We start from the raw sequence: 19,999 nt of genomic DNA on the forward strand, positions 1-19,999 counted from the left end.
CATGTTAGCTAAACGCATCATCCCCTGCCTCGACGTGGCCGATGGCCGCGTGGTGAAGGGCGTGCACTTTGAAAACCTGCGCGACGCCGGCGATCCGGTGGAGCAGGCGCGCATTTACGACGCCGCCGGCGCGGACGAGCTGGTGTTTCTGGATATTTCTGCCACCCCGCGCGGGCATGCCACCGTCATCGAAATGGTGGGGCGCGTCGCCGACCAGGTCTTCATGCCCCTCACCGTGGGCGGCGGCATCCGCAGCGTGGAAGATATGCGCGCCCTGCTGCTGGCCGGCGCGGATAAGGTCAGCCTCAATTCTGCCGCGGTGCGCCAGCCCGAGCTGCTGGCCGAAGGCGCTCAGCGCTTTGGCAGCCAGTGCATTGTGCTGGCTGTTGACGCGCGCCGCGTCTCGACGGCTGGCCAAGCCCCCCGCTGGGAGGTGGTCATCAACGGCGGCCGCACCCCCACCGGCCTGGACGCCCTGGAATGGGTGCGGCGCGGCGTGGAAATTGGCGCCGGGGAAATTCTGCTCACCAGCATGGACGCCGACGGCACTCTGGCCGGCTTTGACCTGGCCCTCACCCGCGCCGTGGCCGACGCGGTCAGCGTTCCGGTGATTGCCTCAGGCGGCGCAGGCACCCTGGCACACTTTGCCGAGGTGCTCACCCAGGGCCGCGCCGACGCCGCCCTGGCCGCCTCGCTGTTCCACGACGGCAAGCTGGCCATCCCCGACTTAAAGGCTTACCTTCAGGCCCAGGGTGTGCCGGTCCGCCCGCCCCGTGCCTGATCCAGTTCTTTTTCAAAGGTATATTGGCTTTTGACCTGTTGGTACCCGATGGAGCGGTAAAAGAGATGCGCTTTCTCGCGGATCACGTTGGAACGCAGGCGCACCGCCCGCAGACCCTGCTCCACGGCCCAGACTTCGGCGGCCTGCATCAAAGCCCGCCCGGCCCCGCCGCGGCGATGGCGCTCATCCACCACGATTCCGCCGATTTCGGCAAAAGCCTCCGATTCCAGGTATTGGGTGGTCAGCACGTGCAGCCAGCCAATTATCTCGCCGCCAGACGCAGCGGCTACAAACACTGCCTGGTCAGGCCGTTCAAGGATCGCCGCCAAGCGCGGGGTGAGAACGTCTTGCTCAGTAGGATAGCCCAATTGAGCGCATAGACGCGCGAGCGCGGGCGCGTCTTGCTCAGCCGCGCGGCGAATCATGAAGCCTGCCATGTTAGAATCACTCATGAGGTAAATGCCTCCAGAAGGATGGAAGAATTTGGACAACAATCTGATTGTATCCCCAAAATTTGATGACCGTGGCCTGATTCCTGCCATCGTGCAAAACGCCCAAACCCGCCAGGTGCTCACCCTGGCCTACATGAACGCCGAGTCGCTGCGCCTCACCCAGCAAACCGGCGAAACCCATTTCTGGTCGCGCAGCCGCCAGGAGCTGTGGCACAAAGGCGCCACCTCCGGCAACATTCAAAAAGTCGTGGAAATGACCCTGGACTGCGACCTCGACGCCTTGCTGGTGCGCGTGATCCCCGCCGGCCCCGCCTGCCACACCGGGGCCGTCTCCTGCTTTTTTAACCCGCTCCCCCTTACCGTATCCCCCACCCAGATTGGAGAAGAAAACCATGAAGATTGACGAACTCTACCAGATTATCGCAGACCGCAAGGCCGCCCCCCAGGAAGGCTCGTACACCAATTACCTGTTCGATAAAGGTGAAGACAAAATCCTCAAAAAAGTGGGCGAAGAAGCCATGGAAGTGCTCCTGGCCGCCAAAGGCGAAGGCGACCAGCGGCTGATTGAAGAAGTGTCGGATCTAACCTACCACCTGCTGGTTCTGCTGGCCTCCCGCGGCATCACCCCTGCCGATATTGGTGCCGAGTTGGAAAAGCGCCACCAGCCCCGCCCACCCCAGGCCTGAACGCCTCTGCCGGCCAGAGAAAGCCGCCAGAGCCAGCCTTTCGCGGCTTTCCCGCGCCCCTTTCTTGCCCTCCCTCGCGTTTTTTCCACGCAAATGGGCGGCAATGTTAATCTTTGTTAACAGTAAGTGAATATTCAGGGAAAGATCGATTATAATTTTATTGGTATGCGCCGATACTTCTACCTGACCGCCCTGATGGTTGCCCTGGCACTCACTGGTTGCCAGTCAACCTCTTCTCCGGAAGCGCAAGAGATTCCGCAATCTTCAACATACATTGAAAACAAAGGCTCCGATACCATGGTCAACCTGGCCCTGGTGTGGGCGGAAAGCTATCAGGCGTCCAACCCGGATGTGCGCATCTCGGTTACCGGCGGTGGTTCGGGCACCGGGCTGGCGGCGCTGGTCAACGGCACCGTAGACGTCGCCAATGCGTCGCGCCAGATCAAACCCGAAGAACAGGACCAAATCGCGCAAAGCGGTCACCAGGCGGTGGAATACGTGGTCGCGTCCGACGCGATTGCCGTGATTGTCAACCCCAGCAACCCCATTCAAAACCTCACCCTCGAAGAGATTTCCCGCATTTATAAAGGTGAAATCAACAACTGGGCCGAGCTGGGCGGCGAGAATCGCCCCATTGTGCGCCTCTCCCGCGAGACCAATTCTGGCACGCATGTTTATTTTCTGGAAGAAGTCATCCGCCTGGGCAGTTCTGAAGATAAGAGCATCTTCTCCGCCGACACGCTCCTCTTACCCTCATCGGAAGGCATTATCACCGAAGTTCGCGACAACCCCAACGCCATTGGCTATGATGGATTGGGATATGTAACCCCTGACGTGAAGGTCATCTCAGTCGCCGCGGATCGCAGCCATTCCTATGTGCTGCCCACCATTGAGACGGTTAAGGATGGCAGCTACCCCATCTCGCGCGACCTGTACATGTACACTACCGAATCTCCCAGCCAGGCGGTTCAAACCTACCTGGAATGGGTTTACTCTGCGGAAGCCCAGCAGATCGTCAGCGAGTTAGGCTTTGTTCCGGTAACACCTTCAGAGGGCGCCAATGGCGAGTAAAGCGAAACGTATCAACCACTACTCCGAGGCCGTGATCACTGCGATCATCCGCACGGCCGGCTATCTCAGCGTTCTTTTTGTCGCATTAATCTCTTTCTTCCTCTTTCGAGAAGCCATCCCGGTTGTTTTCAAAATTCCCGCAGGGACTCTTCTCAATACCCGCTGGTACCCCATCGAAGGATTGTACGGCCTCCTGCCGTTGTTGCTTGGCAGCCTGACCATCACCCTGGGTGCGTCGCTGATCGCCATTCCACTCGGCCTGCTCACCGCCGTTTACATCTCCGAAATCGCCCCGCCCTGGACCAAAGAGATTCTCAAACCCATGGTCGAGATTCTGGCTGGCATTCCCTCGGTGGTGTTGGGCTTCCTGGGTATCCTGGTGCTGTCTCCCTTCCTGCGCGAAACTTTCAATCTGCCCACCGGTCTCACGGCCCTCGCCGGATCCATTCTGCTCGGCTGGGCGGCCATCCCTACCATTGTATCCGTTTCTGAAGATGCCCTCAACACCGTGCCCGCCTCGTTCCGCGAAGCCTCACTGGCCCTCGGCTGCACGCGCTGGCAAACCATTTGGGGTGTAACCGTGCCATCGGCCCGCTCTGGCATTATCACCGCCATTATGCTGGGCGTTGGGCGTGTGATCGGCGAGACAATGACCGTCATGATGGTGACCGGCAACGCCCCCACCATGCCCGCCGGCCTGCGCACCATCCTGCTGCCCATTCGCACCATGACCGCCACCATCGCCTCTGAGATGGGCGAAGTGGCCAAAGGCAGCGACCATTACCAGGTTTTATTTTTCATTGGTCTGATCCTGTTCCTGTTCTCATTGATTATCAATATCGTGGCGTTTCAAATCAGCGCCCGCCGCGTCAAACGATCTGAACGGCTGCTTTCTTAAGGCAATATGGACTCAAAATACGATTCATCCAGCTCCAGGCAGAAAGAAAAAATCGGCTTCGCCGCTCTCACGGCCATCAGCACGCTCACCGTGCTGCCGATTATTGCCATTCTGATCTACATCCTCATTCAAGGTATGCCGGTCATCAACTGGGAATTCATCACCGGGCTCCCTCGCGAGGGCATGCGCGCTGGCGGCATCTTCCCGGCCATTGTGGGCACCTTCTACCTCACCATCGGCACCGCCTTGTTCTCCATCCCGCCCGGCATCGCGGCGGCCATTTACCTGTCGGAATACGCCGGAGACAACCGCTGGACGCGCGCCATCCGTATTGCCATGGTCAACCTGGCGGGTATCCCTTCGGTAGTGTATGGGTTGTTCGGCCTGGGAGTGTTTGTCATCTTTTTACAATTCGGCACCAGCATTCTGGCCGCCTCGCTGACCCTATCAATCATGACCCTGCCGGTCATCATCAGCACCGCTGAAGAGGCCATGCGCGCCGTTCCCCAGTCGTTCCGGCTGATCAGCGTTTCGGTGGGAGCCACCAAGTGGCAGACCATCTGGAAAATTGTTCTCCCGCAGAGCCTGCCCGGTATCATTACCGGTATCATTCTGGGGTTGCAGCGCGCTGCTGGTGAAACCGCCCCCATCCTCTTTACCGGCGCGGCGTTCTTTCTCCCACAGCTTCCAAAATCTCCCTTGGACGCCACCATGGCGCTTCCCTACCACCTGTTTGTCATCTCCACCCAGGTGCCCGGCATGCCCATCCAAATCCAATACGGAACCGTGCTGGTTCTGTTGTTCTTCGTGTTGAGCATGGAAATTATGGCTACACTGATCCGCTCACGCGCCCGCGCCCGCAGACAATGGTAAAACGTATGAATTCAGAACCCGCCGACATTATCCAGGTTAGAAACCTTACTCTGCGCTATTCGGATGGCAAGGAGAGCCTGAAAGACATCAATCTCTCCATTAAAGCCAACGCCATTAACGTTCTCTTCGGCCCGGCCAACGGTGGAAAATCCACTTTATTGCGAACCCTCAACCGCCTGAACGACCTGACCGACGTCAGCGTGATGCAAGGCGAAGTGTTATTCAATGGAAAAAACCTGCTCGACCCCGACATTGATGTAATCGAACTGCGCCGCACAATTGGTATTGTTTTTTCACGCCCGGTAGTGCTGCCCATGACCATTTATGAGAACATCAGCTACGGCCTGGCTCTGGCGGGGATTCGCAGCAAAGTGCAGCAAAAAGAACGGGTCAAAGAAGCCCTGCAGCAGGCCGTTTTATGGGATGAGGTCTACGACCGTCTCGACACCCCGGCCGCCGAACTCTCTGGTGGGCAAAAACAGCGGCTTTGCCTGGCGCGTTCACTGGCCTTGAAACCAGAAGTGATCATGCTGGATGAGCCCACTTCCGCCCTCGACCCGGTCTCCACCGCCAATATCGAAGACCTGCTCCAGCGTATTAAAGAGGAATTGACCATCATCCTCGTTCCCCATAACACTCAGCAGGCTGCGCGCATGGCCGATTATGCCGCATTCTTCCTGCAAGGCGAATTAGTGGAATGGGGCACCGGTGAGCAGATCTTCACCCGGCCAAAAGAAAAGAAAACCCAGGATTACGTCGAAGGGCGCTTCGGCTAAACCTTCCAATGTTGTCTTAATAACGGCGTTTCCAGCGCCGTTTTTTTATTTTCTACACCCTTTTGCAATGAAAAATTGAGGATTGTAATTAAGGAACACTTGTTCTATAATATACATGCTGTTTAGCAGAACAAATTTTCCAATTCAGGTGTGATCATGGTTACCCCCAAAAGTCGAGTGCTTCAGTACGATTCGGTCCTGATCCAGCGCGGCGAGCTGCTCAATGTGGCGGCAGTTTGCCCCAAAACCCGCGCTTTGGGTCCGGGTTGGCGGTCTGCCATTTGGGTCCAGGGATGCCCCTTCCACTGTGCGGGCTGCATCTCGCCCGAATGGACCACTTTCCAACCAGCCCACAGCATCAATCCGGTGGAATTAGCCAGCACACTGCTTGCAGATCCCGAAATCAGCGGGCTAACTTTTTCTGGCGGAGAGCCCATGCAGCAGGCCGCCGGGCTGGCCAATCTGGCCCGCAAAGCCCGCCAGCAAAGACCGATTAACATCATTACCTACACCGGCTACAAATTGGAAGTGTTGAAAAAGGGCATTCCCGACCGGTCGGTGTTCAAATTACTGGATGAAACCGATGTGCTTATTGACGGTCAATTCATCTCCGCGTTAAATGATAATCGCGGCATGCGCGGCAGCAGTAATCAACGCGTTCATTACCTCACTGGGCAATTGAAAGATTTTAATTTTGAGAAGGCGCCCCGTTTGAGCGAAGTACAGGTTTTAGATGGGCAGGTTTTAATGGTAGGTGTTCCCGAAGAATATTTGCTGCAGGCTTTCTACCGCGCCATGTGGCAATTAGAAAGTCTGCCCTTGCAGTTGGTAAAGAAATGAGCGGCCACAAGAAAACGGTAGTTCACATCAGTGAAGAAGAATACGAACGGCTCCACCAGGCGGAAATGCAGCAGCGCTTCCAGCGCAGCCAGCAAACATCAAACGAAAAGATGCTTCAAGCTGCCTCTCAGCATCTCCAGGCCGAGCTGTCCGAAGTTTCCCGCCGTCAGAACGATTACCTGCGTCATATCGCGCGCCTGGACCAGACTATTCAATCCATCGAATACGAAGCCAGTCGCACCCTGGTTGATCAGCAAACGCTTCTGCTGGAAGAAATCAACTCTGCCGCCCAACAGGTAGCCGAAAGCAATGAGATTCAAATCCAGCAGGTTCACCAGCAGCTTTTCCAGGAGATGGATAATCTGCGAGCCGGCATGGATGATCAGCTGGCAAGCTTGCAATCCGAATGGGCGCAGCAGCTCCAATCGCGCCGCCAGGTATTCGAATACGCGACATACTGGCTGGATTCCGCCGAAACCCTGGCCAGCTTCATTGCCGTTAATTATGACCACAACCATTTTTCGCCTGGCGCGCTGCAGAATATTGATCAGTTGATCCAGCAGTCTGTTCAGAATTTACAAAACAGCGCCCCCGAAGCGGCGATCTCGCTGGCGCAGCAAGCCTACCGCGAGAGCAGCCAATTACGCCTCTCTCTGGAACAGGCTCAAACCGAATGGCACGCGCTGCAATCCCAGGCGCTTCAAGGCATTTCCCGCCTGCAAACTCTGCTAGATGGCTGCCAGACCCTCCCAGCTCTGGACTTGAACGGCGCGGAACTGCCCGTGCTTCTGAATATCGAATTCTGGTCTCAGGGCGAATACCGCCGTCTATTCAACGACCTGCGCGACTTGGAAGCGCGGGTACAAATGGACTGGCGGCAGCAGCCCATGGAAAGCCTGAATGAGTTGTGTAAGCACACCCTGCCCGAATTGCAACAGCGCCTCGACCGCATGATCTACCACGCGCGGCTGGCTGCGCTCAATTCTCAACTGCGCATCAACATCGCCGACATCGTCATTCAAGCCCTCGAAACGCAGGGGTTTTCGCTGCAAACTAGCGCATACCAGAAAGACGATTTTCACCAGCTTTTTCAAGCACAGTTATCCAATTACGAAGGCAGCCAGGTAATCGTCGAAGTGGTGCCAACCGGTAATGGTCAGCGCGAAAACGAGCTACATATTCATTCGTTGGACGCCGCTCAGCACACACCGCATGAGCTGCGCCGCCGCGCGTTGGAGATCAACCGCTCGCTAAATGAGATGGGGTTGCAAACGGGTGAGTTGGAAACCCTCCCACCCACAACAAGTCCTCCACCTTCCATCCATTCAATCCCTATTCCCGCCCGGCGTTCACTCCGGCGGCCGTCTTTGAGGCCGCATGAATAACCCTGCTCTTTCCCCACGGCTCTCTCAGGCGGTGCAGGCAGGCGCGGGCAGACGCTATCAGATATTGTATGGCCCCGGCGTGGAAGACCTGTATCTGAGTGATCGTTTGACCGAACAGTCCCTGGCCGAAGCCCTGCTGGTAGTTCTCAAGGCGGTTGGCTACACACGGGTCGTCTACTTCTCTCCTCAAGACTCGATCCTTTTTTTGGATGAAGATTCCCGCCAGGCCTGCGCGGTGAAACCGGTTGTCCAAACTCACGTCAGCCAAAATATGTCCGTGTTGACAGGCGGCCCCCTCGGCGATCTGCGCCTGATTCCTCTGCCCAAAGCCGCCTCCGACCCATCACCATCCGCCATGGGAGACACTCACGCCATCCGCTTTTTGGACGCGCTGATGAAAGAGGAAAACCATCGCACGGCAGTCATTTTTTTGCAGGCAGAGACGGTTCTCCAATTTACGGAAGATCCGCGCTCTTTTGCCAGCCTCTTGGGACAGTGGCAAACCCTGCCCGCGGCTAATCGCAACCAGGCTTTTTTTATTTTCAGCGCGCGCCAATACGATGAACTGGCACAAGCCGCGCAAGCCATCGCCTTTCCCGAACTGCGCAGCTTGATTCTGAGCAGCCAGCAGCGATCACAGCTTGCCGGGCTGTCCTATCTCCCCGGCCCAGACGCGCAGGAGATCGAACACCTTCTTACCTATTATGAACAGACCCATTCGGGATTGATCCATTCGCTCGACCGCGCCCAACTGGCCGTATGGATGGCCGCTGAAAACCTTACCGCCCGCCAATGGCTGGAGCGGCTTCAGTCCGTGCCGCTCATTAACCCAGATACCATCCGCACCAGCGGCTGGTTCCCCTCCATGCGCCCGCTTTCCGCCTCCCCCCAGACTGAGATGGAAAATCTGATCGGTCTGGATGCCGTTAAAGCCCACTTTTCAGAACTGGCCGCCTGGCTGAGCGTGGTTAAAGACAGCGCGGCTGCTCCCGCGGACGCCCCGCTTTTGCACATGGTCTTTTCCGGCAGCCCCGGAACCGGAAAAACCACCGTGGCCCGCCTGGCCGGTGAGATTCTGAGAGATATTGGCATTCTTCGAAGAGGTCATCTTGTGGAAGTCCGCGCGGCGGACTTGATTGCCAACCACGTTGGCGGAACCGCCGTGCGCGTCAATCAGGCAATCGATGAGGCGTTGGACGGTGTGCTCTTTATCGATGAAGCCTATATGCTGGCTGAAACCGAGCGCGGCGGATTCGGTCAGGAGGCCATTGACACACTGCTGACCCGTATGGAAGACGAGCGCCACAGACTGGTGGTCATCGCCGCCGGGTATACAGAACCAATGAAGCGGTTCCTCAAAGCCAACCCCGGCTTGCCGCGCCGCTTCCCCATCGAGAACCGCCTGGTCTTTCAGGACTATTCTCCCGCTGAATTGACCGCGATCCTCATCCAAATGGCGCAGAACCGCCGTTTGCACATAGAACCGGCAGAAAAAGCGCTTCGTGAAGTCATCGATGGCCTCTACGCAACAAAAAATGAGAGTTTCGGCAACGCCGGTGAAGTGCGCAACCTGCTGGAAGCCCTCGAACGGCGCCGGGCCAGCCGCATTCGCAAGCTCGGGTTGGATAAGGATGCGCCCTGCCTGCCGGAAGACATTCCCACCCGCTATCGCGGATATCTATCTCCCTCACTCAATTCCACAGCGGCCATCGTGGGCAAGTTAAACCAATTGGTCGGCCTTCAGCCATTCAAACAACATTTTCACAGCCTGCATGCCCAAGTTCGTGTCGATCTCCTTCGTAAATCCAGAAATATCTTCTCCTCAGGGCAGCAGCGCCTCCACCACCTCATTTTTATCGGCAACCCTGGCACCGGCAAAACCAGCGCCGCCCGCCTGATGGGTGAAATGTACGCCTCGCTCGGTTTGCTGCGGAAAGGGCATTGTGTTGAAGTAAGCCGGGTAGATCTGGTTGCGGGCTATGTTGGTCAGACCGCTGCCAAAACTCTTGAAAAAGTTCAAGAAGCGTTGGATGGCGTGCTCTTTATTGATGAAGCCTACGCGTTGGATTCTCAATCCGTCGCGGATTTTGGCCGGGAGGTCATTGATACCCTGGTCAAAGCCATGGAAGACTACCGCGACCGGCTGGTGGTGATTATGGCTGGTTACCCTCAGGAGATGCTTTCTCTGCTGCAATCCAATTCCGGGTTGCGCTCGCGCTTCGCGCCGCCCATCCCCTTTCCCGATTTCTCTCTGCCGGAACTCAAACAAATCTTGACCGGCTTGGCAGAAAAAGATGCCAACACCTTTGAGCCAGACGCGCTCACCCAGGCAATGCGCGTCCTGCGCCGGTGGAAAGACACCGAGGGCGATCAATTCGGGAACGCTCGCAGCGTGGGCTTGCTATACCAGCAGATCAAACACAACCACGCCAACCGGCTGATGGAACAATTCGACCTGTTTAACCATCCTGAACAAATCACCGTTCAAGAATTAACTACCTTCACCGCAGAAGACGTTCAGACTTCAACTCAAAATTCAAGTTTCATATCCCCCAAAAACCATCATTCTGGATTCGATGCCTGGCAAGTAGCCGCACCTTCCACCGCGCACACCATTCAGGCTTGATCTCCGTTCAAATCGAAATCCAGTCCTTCAAGGCGGCCTGGTAAGCCGCCTCCAACAAATTGTGCTGTTGGGTGTACCAGATCATCTTTTTCTTATGATTCTGGTCTGTGGAGCGTTTCTCCAAATACGAGAAGATATTCAAAGCGTTTTGCAAAGCGGTCAACGCGAGGTCAATTTCACCAAGGTGATTCAAATCTCCAGCCAGCATGCAGCCATACATCCAATAAGCCGCGGCCTGGCGATGGCTGAGCGGCGGGTACTTCTCAATCGCCTCGTGCAAGAAGTCGCATGCGGCTTCTTGAAACCCTGCCTGGTAGCAAACCAGTCCACATTCCAGCAAACCGGCCGGGGTGTTCAGATAATCCTCTGCCAGCCGGGAATGTTTGCACACCTGCCGTAAAACCGCATAAGCGCTTGCGTATTGCTGCCCGTCTGTCAGTTTTATGGCCTTCCGCAACAGCGCTTTGGTGATTTCATCTAGCGGCGACGGCTCAAACCGATCCAGCAGGGTATATCCGTGTTCCGCCGTCAGCGCAATTTCCTTTTGCATACGGTCAGCCCGTTCCTGGTACCAGGGGGCAAGCTGCAATCGTTCCGCCTGGCCGGCTAATTTGTGGCGTTCGGCAATCGAATCAAAGATTTCAAACGCCGTTTGCCAGCTGCGGTATCCCGCGCCTGCTTGTAAGTTCTTCCGTTCCATCATCCCCACCGCCCAAAGGGCAACAGCCCGGCGGTGCTCATCTCCTTCAAATCCCGCCAACGCGCGTTCAAAGGCAGCCTGCGATTGGCGGTAGTCGCCTTCCTTCTCCGCGAAGATGACGCCGGCCATGAAATTAGCCTCAGCGTATTCCAATGGTTTCAACGAAACGCGCGCATGCTCCAGCAATTTTTCAATGACCACATGCCGCGTTACAGATGGAGTTTGGGCGTCCGCCGCCTGGTCCAAATACTCACGGCTTTGCAGCCCCAAAGAGGAGGCGTCGAAATGGTTCAGCCATTTCTTCAAGTCTTGCAGCGAGATCATGTTTTCGGTCCTTGCGGCAAGTCTTTGTTTTCGCTTGAAATGGCTTCCAGAATCTGCGCCGTGCGACTCAACAAGATGGAGCGCAAATTCTGCGGATTGCCACGCGCGAAATCCACATTTTCCAGGGCGTGGGTAATGCTCATAATCAACTCAGCCTGGGCTTCCGCGCGCCCCAACTCCAGGTAAGCCATGCGCTTGGCCTCCCCATACGCCAGCGACACTTTCGCGTTTCCCACCCAATCGGCCTTCCAAAGATCGATGCGTTTCTGATCCACATCCGGTTCCACCACATCAAAAAAGCCCACATCAATCCAAAGCAAAGATGCCCCGGCTCTTCTCATTCTTTGACTGACGGCCTGCGCGAACAGTTCATTCTTTAATTCGCGGCGCGGATCTCGCTCCTTTTCCCTGGGCGCGGTGAGGAAGTCGATGTCGTGCGAGTTGATGTAATCCATAATCGCGCCCACCACCATCTGGCGCACGGTTGCCTTCCATGGGCGCGGGCCATCGTCACGCACCGACAGGTTGTAGGCCATGTTGTAAAACGATTCTTCCGAATACGGGTAAGGGGTTTCCAGCGTGCGCTGCCAGTTCTGCGCGTCAATCCGAAAGCGGAACTGGACTTCTCGCAGCATTACCCGGAATCCATCGCGGGTGGTTACCTGCAGCTCGTCCAGGCGTCCGTGCTGCTCGTCCAGACTGGCGATCTGCCCGATGGTTTCAAACGGCAGCAAGAAATGCGCGCCTGACCCGCGCATGCGCGAAGGCTCGCGCAGCGTGCGGAACATCACCGCGTTACCCGGCTGCACCAGCGCGTAGCCCGGCCCGCCGATGCGGTCCAACAAATTCACCTCGCCGTCCTTAATCTTCTTCAGGCCGTTGTCAATTTCCAGGCGCGGGTAGCGAAGAGCGAATATAGAGGCGATGACATAGCGCAAGCCCATCTTGAAGTCTGGCAGGTGGTATACATTGCGCACATAGTTCGCCGCGCCAAAGATGACTAGAATAATCGCTGTGGTCGGCGCGATCATGTAACGGAAGTTCTGCCCATTAAACAGAAAAGCCATCACTGTCAGCATCCAGTCGGGCAGCGGGCGGGCAAACGGGTTGATCTCGCGGATATGCTGCGCCAGGGCGACTGCGTCTACATGCTCAAAAAGAATATCGCCCAAAAACGCAAAGGCGGCCAGAATCGCGGGGATGATAATGAACAGGCGAATCAGCCCACCCAGCTCCTGCAAATCACTTTCGCTGGGTGGGAAGGGCAGGCGGCTTTCGATCTCTTCCGCCGCGCGCTCCAGCCGCTGCAAGGGGCTTTCGCTTTCTTCTGGCTCTTCCAGGTCTTCCGGGTTGATCATATCACTCATAGGCTTACTTCTTCTCATCTCCCGGTGTCATCAGATGTGACCGCAGGGATGATGACCGCACATCATGAGGTAACAGCCAGTCGTGAACCATTCCCAACAAGCGGATCGTATCACCGGGCAGCAGGTCTTTGGTTTTGGGGTCAGCCGCGATTTGTTCCAACGCCTGCAGCACGCGGATCGCCATGGCTTCTTGGGTATATTTCTCAGAGTCGAAAATGGGCGAGAGGGTCGAAACCATCTGCGCCTGGGCAACCGCCCTCGCGTGATTCTGAATGCGGGCGGCTTCCAGATCGCGCGTGGCGCGAATAACTTCCACATCGCTTTCCCAGCGCGCGCGCCAGGTCTCCACATGCTGGCGGTACACCTCCTCAGAGACCGGCTGCAGCTCCTGAAACCCCCCCATCAGCACCTTGATGCCCCGCTCGCGCAGCACCTTGCTGTTCTCCAACTGGCGCACCGGCGAGCTCACCAAATCTTCTAATACAATTTCTTCGCCTTCCTGCAGCAGTTTGCCATCGCGGCGGGTAAAGTAGCGAAAATTCAACAGTCCCAGGCTGCGCACGCGCGTCTGCACCGCGTTGCGCAGGCGCTTCATCGGAAAATCGCCAGGAGAATCCGCCCGGTACAGATCGTCATAATTGAATTTCAACAATTCATCATGCACCACATCCGTGACCACTTTTACCGGCAGATCGTACCAGGGGATCAACTGATCCTCGTTGTCTCTGGCCTGTGAGAAGACCGCCCGGAAGACACGGTCTTCGTCGAAGATCGGCAAAGCGCGTGGAGCCGGCAGCGCGGTAAACGCGCCCATCTGTCCCAGCCGGCTGGCCACGCGCGCGTATTGGTGAATTTCGAGCCGGTCGGCATCATCCAGGTCGTCCGACAACCGCAAAATCTTCAACCTTCCGTTGGGCTGCCAGCGCAGCTGTGCCACGCGCAAATTTTCAATCCGCGCCTCTCCTGCGTAGGTTACCTCCAGGCAGTCCGGCTCTTGACCGATGGTGAAGGCAGAATTGACATTCATCACCATCTCAATTCCGTCCCGCGTGTGCGCCTGCACGCCGCGCTGCATGCGGAACTGCTCGCGCAGGTCAACCGCTTCGCGAATGCGCTCATTGCGCCGCGTGAACACCAGTCCCGGTCCTTGAATGCGCGGTGACTGGTAGGGGTCAATCAGGCGAAAAGCCAGCCCCAGGCGCTCCAGGATTCTCCGCACCAGATTGGGCGTTTCCACCTTTTCTTCCAGGGCAACCGCGCTGTTAAAATCCACCACCACCACGCCCATGCCAGGCTTATTCAATTCCTCGGGGTTAGCCAGTTTCTTGCCATCGTCAATCAGCACCGCCTGCCCATGCAGTCTGAGCATATGCAGCAGCAGATGAAAAGACGCGCGGTAAACATCGCGAACACTGGAGATGGGCAGAGTCGCCTGAGCCGACAGCAGCACCAGCCAAAAGCCCAGCACCAGCAAGAAACCAAACAGGCAGTTGACGGAAAGCGGAAAAACGGATTTGAAATTCTCAAAGGGGATGGCGGGCATATCGAGGTTGAGGAAAACAGCGATGACAGCCCAGGAAAAGCGCGCCACCAGGCTGATCACCCGCCAGATGTGCTGCCAGAAGGCAGCCAAAAAGATCAACCCCAAGCCAATGGGAAGGTAATAAAACCGGTTGAAGGCTTTCTTTTTCCCTTTGGTTTTTAACCGTTTATAAGGCATACTCTTCTCATGCGGCGCGCTGATTGAACATTTGTTATAAGAATCAGTATATTCCAGCCCGGAGAGGTTTGTCAAGCAAACCCCAGGTCAATCACAACAAATTTTGGGCTGTAAATATATAAAAGGGGTTCCCCCACCCGCGCCCAAAATACCCCGCGCCAAAACCGAAAAGCAGAAAAAAGCGCTTACGCCTGCATCCACACCAGACGGCGTGGCAGCAAATTCTTCAATTTGCCATCGCTATACTTCCCGCGGCCAATATAGCGTCCCTGTTCGTCAATTACCGCCAGCACCGGCACACCCCCCGGCTGAACGCTCGCGTCTTCTCCGCGCAGCCAGGCCTGCGCCTGCCCGGAATCCAGGCGCACCCGCCCGCCGGCAAAAAAGCGGTAAAAGCGGGCCAGCCATTCATGTGAGGGCACAAACCCATCCGGCGAAAATTCCCCCAGCATCATCCCCAGCGATTGGAACGGCAGGCTGGCAAAATGGCGCGTGTACAGCTCTGGCACAATAAACACCGCCGCGCCTTTCTGGCGCAGCTCGCAGCGGTTTTCTTGGAGCATGGCGTGCAGGTTGAATCCGTACTCATCGTTGAAGCGCGCCGCCAGGTCGTCCAGCTCATCCGCGTCCAGCGCGTCCAGGCCAAACACTTCCAATGGGCGCTCCGGCGGTTGGGCCTCGCGCCGCCCAATCGGGCCAGTCTTGGTGATCAGCGCGGCAAAGAACCCGGCGGTGTGGTAGCGGTGCGGCCAGATACGCGCCGCGCCACTCACCTGCCCATCCAGCAGTTGCTCGCCCACCCGGCGCAGCGCGGGGGCCGGCAGCGGCAGGCGTGCGCGGGTATCTTCAACCCGCAGCCCGCCTGGGTATTCTTTCAACAGCGCGTCCAGCACCAGCTCGTCTTCTTCGGGGGTCAGCGTGCAGGTGGAATACACCACCTGGCCGCCGGTTTTCAGCGCCTGCAGCGCGCTTTCCAGCATGCGCGTCTGGCGGCGGGCTAATTGCTGCACTTCGCGGTCAGAGATCGGCCTTGAGGGATGGCTTTCGCTGGTGCGCAGGCCCTGCATGCTGCACGGCGCGTCCAGCAGCACGCGGTCAAAGGTCTCAGGGAACCAGCGCCCGTACTGCTCGGCCTGAAAGCGCAAAACCGCCTGGTTGAGCGAGCCCCAGTTCTGCAGCACCAGGCGCAACGCGGTGATACGCTCGCGGCTGGCGTCGTTAGCCAGCACCAGTCCCTGGTCGCCAGCGCGGGAGATCAGGTGCGTGGTCTTGCCGCCCGGCGAGGCCGCCAGATCGAGGATTAACTGCTCTGGGTCCGGCCGCAAGTCGAACAGTTCCACCGGCAGCATCGAGGCCGCGTCCTGAATATAGTACGCGCCCATGCGGTGCTCAATCGTCTGGCTGGGCGGGGTTTGCGCCTCGCTCACCCACCAGCCTGTCGGGCAAAATGGCACCGGATCCAACCGCCAGCCGTATTGCTGCGCCCAGCGCGCGGCATCCGCCTGCGGATCTGCCTTGAGTGGGTTGGCGCGGATGGCTGTGCTCAGCGGACGTTCCAGGTCTTGCAGCAGAGCTGCATAATCCTGTTCGTCCAACAGGGGCGCGAAGCGCTGCAGCGCGGCTTGTTCCGCGCTTTGTGAAGGAAGAGGAGAGGTGTTTTTCTTTTTTCTACGCGCCATCTTGTTTCTCAATACAAAAAACCAGTTCCGTATCCATTAACACTTCCGTTACCGGCCAGTTCAGGCCTTCCATCGTGCGCGCCACCAGCGCGCGCTGGCGCTCCAGCAGATCGCGCTGCCCAGTCAGGTTAGTGATCGGCAGCGATACCAGCAGCCAACGCGCTTTCAGCGCTTGCCAAAAAGCGCGGTTGCAGCCGCGCTGGCGCTGCTCAAAGCGGTGCGCTTCTTTGAAGAAGAAAGCCACGTCGGCCTCCACCTCCGGCGGTGAGATCAAAATATCGCGGTGTTCGGCCAGCGGGGCCAGGCCCGCCAGCGCGAAATAGGTATTGATCAGTTCCACCCGCGGGTGATGCAGGTCGTAGGCATGGTAGCGTGTCTCCCGCGGCAGGCCCATCCACGCGAAAGCCAGCGGATTCAGTCCGCAGGCCAGGTCTGCAATCACCCGCGGTTGCCCGGTTACGGCAAACAGGCGCGGGTAGAAGTCCTCCAGCAGGGGAATGCGCTCGCGAGTGGAAGCGTGCTGGCTCATCAACTGCCGGCAGGCCTCCTTCACCACGGCGGGGTCACCCGCCGCGAAAGCCCGGCGCAGCGCGGCCTGGCCCGCCTCGTAATCGGGGTCGCCCAGGTAAGGCGCGATGATGTTGTGCAGCTTCTCGCGCACCGCCTTGACGGCCTCTTTGGGGTTGGGGTGGCGCTGCAGCTCACGCTCGTAGAGATCGCGCAGCGTTTCTTCGGGCAGGTCCAGCCCACGGTACTTGCGTGACTGCAAAATCGAATCCAGCGGAGAATTGTCGCGCGTCATTCAACCCGCTCCAATAGAAAAGCCAGCTCGGTTTTGAAACGCAGCGCGCTCGCCTTAAACGGCAGCCCCTCCACCTGCTGCAGGAACTGCCGCTCGTAGAACTGCGCCATGCCCTTGGAGCGCCCGCCCAGGCTGTGTGCCGGGAAGCTGACCACAATGCTTTTCGCCCGCAGCCCTTGCAGCAGGCGCGGGGTAATAGTCTTGTCCAGCTGTTCCAGGCAGGGCAGAGTTTTCAACACCAGCGCCAGGTCTACCTCCACATCGGGCACGCGCGCCGTCAGGTCGCAGACCTGTGCGCCGCCACCCGCCCCCACATGCGCCAGAAAGCGGTTGAGAAACGCCACCATATCCGTGTAAACATCACAGGCGTAATACTGCGCGTTTTCTTCCAGCTTCATCCACGGCAGGCACAGCGGATTCAACCCGCAGGCCACGTCCAGCAGGCTGCGCGCGGGCGGCAGGTGATCCAACAGCTCCTGGTAAAACGCCTCCAAAATGGGCAGCCGCTCGCGGGTAGAGGCGTGCGCCGCCATCACCCGCAAGCAGAAAGCGCGCAGCTCCGTGCTCTCCACGCTGGATGGCAGGCGTTCCAATTCCTGCTCCCAGGCGGCGTACTGCATATTGTCTTCCTGATAGGCCGCCCCCACCTGGTGCAGCTTGGAGCGGGTCTGCTTGACCGCCTCTTTGAAATTGCGGCGTTTTTGCAGCTCGCGCGCGCCCACACTGCGCACCAGCTCTTCGCTGAGCGCCGCGTAGCGCGGGGAAGCCATCACCGCCTGCACCAGCCGCTCCAGATCATCCGCCCCGTTCATTTTTCTCCCGCGCGGATGCGCTCGGTGAGCTGGGTCATAAACCGCAGATTGTGCACCGTCGCCAGGCGCATGTACAAGCTGTCGTTCATTTTGAATAAATGGCGCAGGTAGCCCGCCGAATAACGCCGGCAGGTCAGGCAGTCACAGTAGGGCGACAAAGGCTGGTCGCCTTTGAGATGCTTTTCGTCATGAATGTAAAGATACTTAAACCACTTCTCGTTCAGGCCACTCTGGTCGCCGTCCGCAGGAAAATTGAACACATACAGGCGGCCGTGGCGCGCGTCGCGGGTGGGCATGGCGCAGTCAAACATGCCGTAACCCATTTTGTAGCAGGCTAGCACATTTTCGGGGTGACCAATCCCCAGCGCGTGCATGGGATACTCAGCCGGAATCAGCTCGCGCGTCCAGGCCAACATATCCTCCAGCAGGTTGCCCTGCCCGTCCAGCGGCCAGCCGCCGTAGCCGTAACCGTCGAAGCCAATTTCCAGCAGGCGCTCGGCGCACTCGCGCCGCAAATCGCGCGAGCCGCCCCCCTGCACCACCGCGAAGATGCGCGGGCGGTCTTGCTCGTTCAGCTTCTTCTGTTCCACCAGGCGCGCGTACTCGCTTTTGCAGCGTTTCGCCCAGGCCACCGTGCGGTCTACCGATTTGCGCTGCTCAGCCGGGTCATTCTCGGCGTGCGTGCAGTCGTCCAGGCAGATCACAACGTCCGCGCCGTAGCTCATCTGCAGTTGCACGGTCTTTTCCGGGGTAAGCTGGTACTTGCGCGAGCTGCCTTCCGGCTGGAAGAACAGCCCCTTGTCGGTGAGCTGCCCAAACTGCGCGTTCTGGCGGATCAGCGAATAGGCCTGAAAGCCGCCCGAGTCAGTAATGATCGGGCGTGGCCAACCGCTCATGCGGTGCAAGCCGCCCAAAGCCGAAATCGTCGAAGAGCCGGGTTTCTGCATCAGGTGAAAGGTGTTCATCACCAGCGCCTGCACTCGGCAGTCTTCCAGGTCGCTTGCATCCACCGCGCGCACCACGCCAAAGGTCGCGTCCGGCAGAAACACCGGGAAGTCCAGGCGGCCGTGCGCCAGGTTCAGTTCACTTGGAAAGCGGCTCATCGGCAGGTTTTCCTCTTACCGGTCTGCCAGGGTTACCATCGCGCGGAAGGCGCGGAAAGCCATCAGCATATCTTCAGCCTTAAAAGACACTTTGCGCGCGTCCACCCGCTGAGCGTACGGCAGCAGCGCCGCGCCGTCTGCCATGGCCGAATGCATAAATTCCACCGTCACCGTCACGGGAGCCTCAAATTGCAGCGGACGCGGAGCGCCGCCCTGCAGCGCTTTCTTCACCGCTTGCTCGGCTGCCGCGCTGATGCGTTTTTGCGACACCGCCGGGGGCAGGCACTGCCCGGAATAGCGGCTGGTAGCCTGCTTGACCACTGCCATTTCGATGCCCGGAATCCATTCCGTCAGGTCGGCGGCCAAGGCCTGGTCGCCAGAGGCCATCAGCACCGGAACATCATAATGCCCGCAGATTCCGCCGTTGATTTGCGCCTCGCCCACCAGGCGCTCATTCAGCCACACATTCGCCACCTGAGAACTCGACCAGGTATGGTCCAGGTTGGCGCTCTGCGTGCCCATGTGCGCGTGATAACCAATGAACATCACGCCCTGAAAACTGGCGTCAATGCCCTGAATCATCGCCCACGGCGCGGGGTTGCCCGAATTCAAGCTCACCCGTGGATCCAGCTCTTCAATCAAAATGTTATAACCGCCAGCATGCCCGTCGGCCACAATGATCTCGCTGGCCCCCCCGCGAAACGCGCCATCGATCGCCGCGTTCACGTCCTGGGTCATCAACCGTCGAAACCGAGCATAATCGGGGTGCGTGGAGGTTACCTGATTCCAGTTCACCACACCCGAAATACCTTCCATATCCGCTGCTATGAGCAATTTCATCGTATTCACCTCAAGTGAGTTAAGTTCTGGCACAAGTATACTATGAGACGCCGGGCGGCGGATACCGCGGCCAATTTTCCACACCACAACCGGGGCGGCGTTATCCTTTGTGCGCTTGCGCTTCCCCCAGAATCATTGGGGCTGTCTCTAAAGAATTTGGAAACAGCCCCAAAAATTAGCTGCAAATCGAATAAAAACGAAAAAACAAAAAATTGGTAGCCTACCTGGCTGCCAATTTTCGCATATTATGGGCAATACTGATCA

At 58.0% G+C, this 19,999-nt stretch carries 19 protein-coding genes; 10 read left to right on the forward strand and 9 right to left on the reverse strand.

Annotated features, from left to right (window positions below):
- The first annotated feature begins 1 nt into the window (after position 1).
- Positions 2-781 carry an imidazole glycerol phosphate synthase subunit HisF gene (gene hisF / locus ADN00_RS17640; protein WP_075064331.1) on the forward strand — a complete coding sequence of 260 codons (780 nt, stop codon included), beginning with the start codon at positions 2-4 and terminating at the stop codon, positions 779-781.
- Here hisF and ADN00_RS17645 read toward each other — a convergent pair.
- Positions 742-1,233, reverse strand: a complete 492-nt coding sequence (locus ADN00_RS17645; RefSeq protein WP_075064332.1) for a GNAT family N-acetyltransferase — start codon at positions 1,231-1,233, stop codon at positions 742-744. The genes hisF and ADN00_RS17645 overlap by 40 nt on opposite strands.
- A 7-nt stretch (positions 1,234-1,240) precedes the next feature.
- On the opposite strand from ADN00_RS17645, the gene hisI reads away from it, so the two are divergent.
- From hisI to ADN00_RS17690, 9 genes are all read left to right on the forward strand, one after another.
- Positions 1,241-1,636 (forward strand): phosphoribosyl-AMP cyclohydrolase, encoded by a 396-nt coding sequence (gene hisI, locus ADN00_RS17650; RefSeq protein ID WP_075064333.1) that lies wholly within the window; start codon positions 1,241-1,243, stop codon positions 1,634-1,636.
- Positions 1,626-1,919 carry a phosphoribosyl-ATP diphosphatase gene (gene hisE / locus ADN00_RS17655; protein WP_075064334.1) on the forward strand — a complete coding sequence of 98 codons (294 nt, stop codon included), beginning with the start codon at positions 1,626-1,628 and terminating at the stop codon, positions 1,917-1,919. The genes hisI and hisE overlap by 11 nt, the downstream gene beginning before the upstream one ends.
- A 165-nt stretch (positions 1,920-2,084) precedes the next feature.
- Positions 2,085-2,990 (forward strand): phosphate ABC transporter substrate-binding protein, encoded by a 906-nt coding sequence (locus ADN00_RS17660; protein ID WP_075064335.1) that lies wholly within the window; start codon positions 2,085-2,087, stop codon positions 2,988-2,990.
- Positions 2,980-3,888 (forward strand): phosphate ABC transporter permease subunit PstC, encoded by a 909-nt coding sequence (gene pstC / locus ADN00_RS17665; RefSeq protein WP_075064336.1) that lies wholly within the window; start codon positions 2,980-2,982, stop codon positions 3,886-3,888. Before ADN00_RS17660 ends, pstC begins: the two co-directional genes overlap by 11 nt.
- A gap of 6 nt (positions 3,889-3,894) precedes the next feature.
- Positions 3,895-4,761, forward strand: a complete 867-nt coding sequence (pstA, locus tag ADN00_RS17670) for a phosphate ABC transporter permease PstA (RefSeq protein ID WP_075064337.1) — start codon at positions 3,895-3,897, stop codon at positions 4,759-4,761.
- A gap of 5 nt (positions 4,762-4,766) precedes the next feature.
- Positions 4,767-5,537, forward strand: a complete 771-nt coding sequence (locus ADN00_RS17675) for a phosphate ABC transporter ATP-binding protein (protein ID WP_075064338.1) — start codon at positions 4,767-4,769, stop codon at positions 5,535-5,537.
- Positions 5,538-5,693: 156 nt separating this feature from the next.
- Positions 5,694-6,377, forward strand: coding sequence for a 4Fe-4S single cluster domain-containing protein (locus ADN00_RS17680; RefSeq protein WP_075064339.1), 684 nt, complete (start codon positions 5,694-5,696; stop codon positions 6,375-6,377).
- Positions 6,374-7,762 (forward strand): coiled-coil domain-containing protein, encoded by a 1,389-nt coding sequence (locus ADN00_RS17685; RefSeq protein WP_075064340.1) that lies wholly within the window; start codon positions 6,374-6,376, stop codon positions 7,760-7,762. Before ADN00_RS17680 ends, ADN00_RS17685 begins: the two co-directional genes overlap by 4 nt.
- On the forward strand, positions 7,755-10,388 hold the full coding sequence (locus ADN00_RS17690; protein ID WP_075064341.1) for an AAA family ATPase: 2,634 nt from the start codon (positions 7,755-7,757) through the stop codon (positions 10,386-10,388). Before ADN00_RS17685 ends, ADN00_RS17690 begins: the two co-directional genes overlap by 8 nt.
- A 7-nt stretch (positions 10,389-10,395) precedes the next feature.
- Here the strand turns inward: ADN00_RS17690 and ADN00_RS17695 are convergent, their stop codons facing one another.
- The 8 genes from ADN00_RS17695 to ADN00_RS17730 form a co-directional block, all read right to left on the reverse strand.
- A complete protein-coding gene (locus ADN00_RS17695; protein WP_075064342.1) occupies positions 10,396-11,412 on the reverse strand; it encodes a hypothetical protein in 1,017 nt (338 codons plus the stop codon).
- Complete coding sequence (locus ADN00_RS17700; protein WP_075064343.1) at positions 11,409-12,779, reverse strand: SPFH domain-containing protein; 1,371 nt, start codon at positions 12,777-12,779, stop codon at positions 11,409-11,411. Before ADN00_RS17700 ends, ADN00_RS17695 begins: the two co-directional genes overlap by 4 nt.
- A gap of 4 nt (positions 12,780-12,783) precedes the next feature.
- Entirely contained in the window at positions 12,784-14,499 is a 1,716-nt protein-coding gene (locus ADN00_RS17705; RefSeq protein ID WP_075064344.1) for a hypothetical protein, read from the reverse strand.
- Between the two features lie 185 nt (positions 14,500-14,684).
- Complete coding sequence (locus ADN00_RS17710; RefSeq protein ID WP_075064345.1) at positions 14,685-16,178, reverse strand: hypothetical protein; 1,494 nt, start codon at positions 16,176-16,178, stop codon at positions 14,685-14,687.
- On the reverse strand, positions 16,168-16,980 hold the full coding sequence (locus ADN00_RS17715; protein WP_075064346.1) for a class I SAM-dependent methyltransferase: 813 nt from the start codon (positions 16,978-16,980) through the stop codon (positions 16,168-16,170). Before ADN00_RS17715 ends, ADN00_RS17710 begins: the two co-directional genes overlap by 11 nt.
- Entirely contained in the window at positions 16,977-17,792 is an 816-nt protein-coding gene (locus tag ADN00_RS17720) for a class I SAM-dependent methyltransferase (protein ID WP_075064347.1), read from the reverse strand. The genes ADN00_RS17715 and ADN00_RS17720 overlap by 4 nt, the downstream gene beginning before the upstream one ends.
- Positions 17,789-18,895 (reverse strand): tRNA guanosine(34) transglycosylase Tgt, encoded by a 1,107-nt coding sequence (tgt, locus tag ADN00_RS17725; RefSeq protein WP_075064348.1) that lies wholly within the window; start codon positions 18,893-18,895, stop codon positions 17,789-17,791. Before tgt ends, ADN00_RS17720 begins: the two co-directional genes overlap by 4 nt.
- Before the next feature lie 15 nt (positions 18,896-18,910).
- A complete protein-coding gene (locus ADN00_RS17730) occupies positions 18,911-19,735 on the reverse strand; it encodes a M55 family metallopeptidase (protein ID WP_075064349.1) in 825 nt (274 codons plus the stop codon).
- Between the last annotated feature and the right edge of the window lie 264 nt (positions 19,736-19,999).

This window comes from Ornatilinea apprima (genome assembly GCF_001306115.1).
Taxonomy (GTDB): Bacteria; Chloroflexota; Anaerolineae; order Anaerolineales; family Anaerolineaceae; genus Ornatilinea; species Ornatilinea apprima.

Bases quoted from the DNA above. Each gene is read 5' to 3' on its own strand.
- tgt (WP_075064348.1), bottom strand. From the start codon at position 18,895: ATGAGCCGCTTTCCAAGTGAACTGAACCTGGCGCACGGCCGCCTGGAC.
- pstC (WP_075064336.1), top strand. From the start codon at position 2,980: ATGGCGAGTAAAGCGAAACGTATCAACCACTACTCCGAGGCCGTGATC.
- ADN00_RS17660 (WP_075064335.1), top strand. From the start codon at position 2,085: ATGCGCCGATACTTCTACCTGACCGCCCTGATGGTTGCCCTGGCACTC.
- ADN00_RS17645 (WP_075064332.1), bottom strand. From the start codon at position 1,233: ATGAGTGATTCTAACATGGCAGGCTTCATGATTCGCCGCGCGGCTGAG.
- ADN00_RS17680 (WP_075064339.1), top strand. From the start codon at position 5,694: ATGGTTACCCCCAAAAGTCGAGTGCTTCAGTACGATTCGGTCCTGATC.
- ADN00_RS17675 (WP_075064338.1), top strand. From the start codon at position 4,767: ATGAATTCAGAACCCGCCGACATTATCCAGGTTAGAAACCTTACTCTG.
- ADN00_RS17715 (WP_075064346.1), bottom strand. From the start codon at position 16,980: ATGACGCGCGACAATTCTCCGCTGGATTCGATTTTGCAGTCACGCAAG.
- ADN00_RS17690 (WP_075064341.1), top strand. From the start codon at position 7,755: ATGAATAACCCTGCTCTTTCCCCACGGCTCTCTCAGGCGGTGCAGGCA.
- hisF (WP_075064331.1), top strand. From the start codon at position 2: ATGTTAGCTAAACGCATCATCCCCTGCCTCGACGTGGCCGATGGCCGC.
- ADN00_RS17720 (WP_075064347.1), bottom strand. From the start codon at position 17,792: ATGAACGGGGCGGATGATCTGGAGCGGCTGGTGCAGGCGGTGATGGCT.
- ADN00_RS17700 (WP_075064343.1), bottom strand. From the start codon at position 12,779: ATGAGTGATATGATCAACCCGGAAGACCTGGAAGAGCCAGAAGAAAGC.
- hisE (WP_075064334.1), top strand. From the start codon at position 1,626: ATGAAGATTGACGAACTCTACCAGATTATCGCAGACCGCAAGGCCGCC.
- ADN00_RS17695 (WP_075064342.1), bottom strand. From the start codon at position 11,412: ATGATCTCGCTGCAAGACTTGAAGAAATGGCTGAACCATTTCGACGCC.
- ADN00_RS17730 (WP_075064349.1), bottom strand. From the start codon at position 19,735: ATGAAATTGCTCATAGCAGCGGATATGGAAGGTATTTCGGGTGTGGTG.
- ADN00_RS17710 (WP_075064345.1), bottom strand. From the start codon at position 16,178: ATGGCGCGTAGAAAAAAGAAAAACACCTCTCCTCTTCCTTCACAAAGC.
- hisI (WP_075064333.1), top strand. From the start codon at position 1,241: ATGCCTCCAGAAGGATGGAAGAATTTGGACAACAATCTGATTGTATCC.
- ADN00_RS17685 (WP_075064340.1), top strand. From the start codon at position 6,374: ATGAGCGGCCACAAGAAAACGGTAGTTCACATCAGTGAAGAAGAATAC.
- pstA (WP_075064337.1), top strand. From the start codon at position 3,895: ATGGACTCAAAATACGATTCATCCAGCTCCAGGCAGAAAGAAAAAATC.
- ADN00_RS17705 (WP_075064344.1), bottom strand. From the start codon at position 14,499: ATGCCTTATAAACGGTTAAAAACCAAAGGGAAAAAGAAAGCCTTCAAC.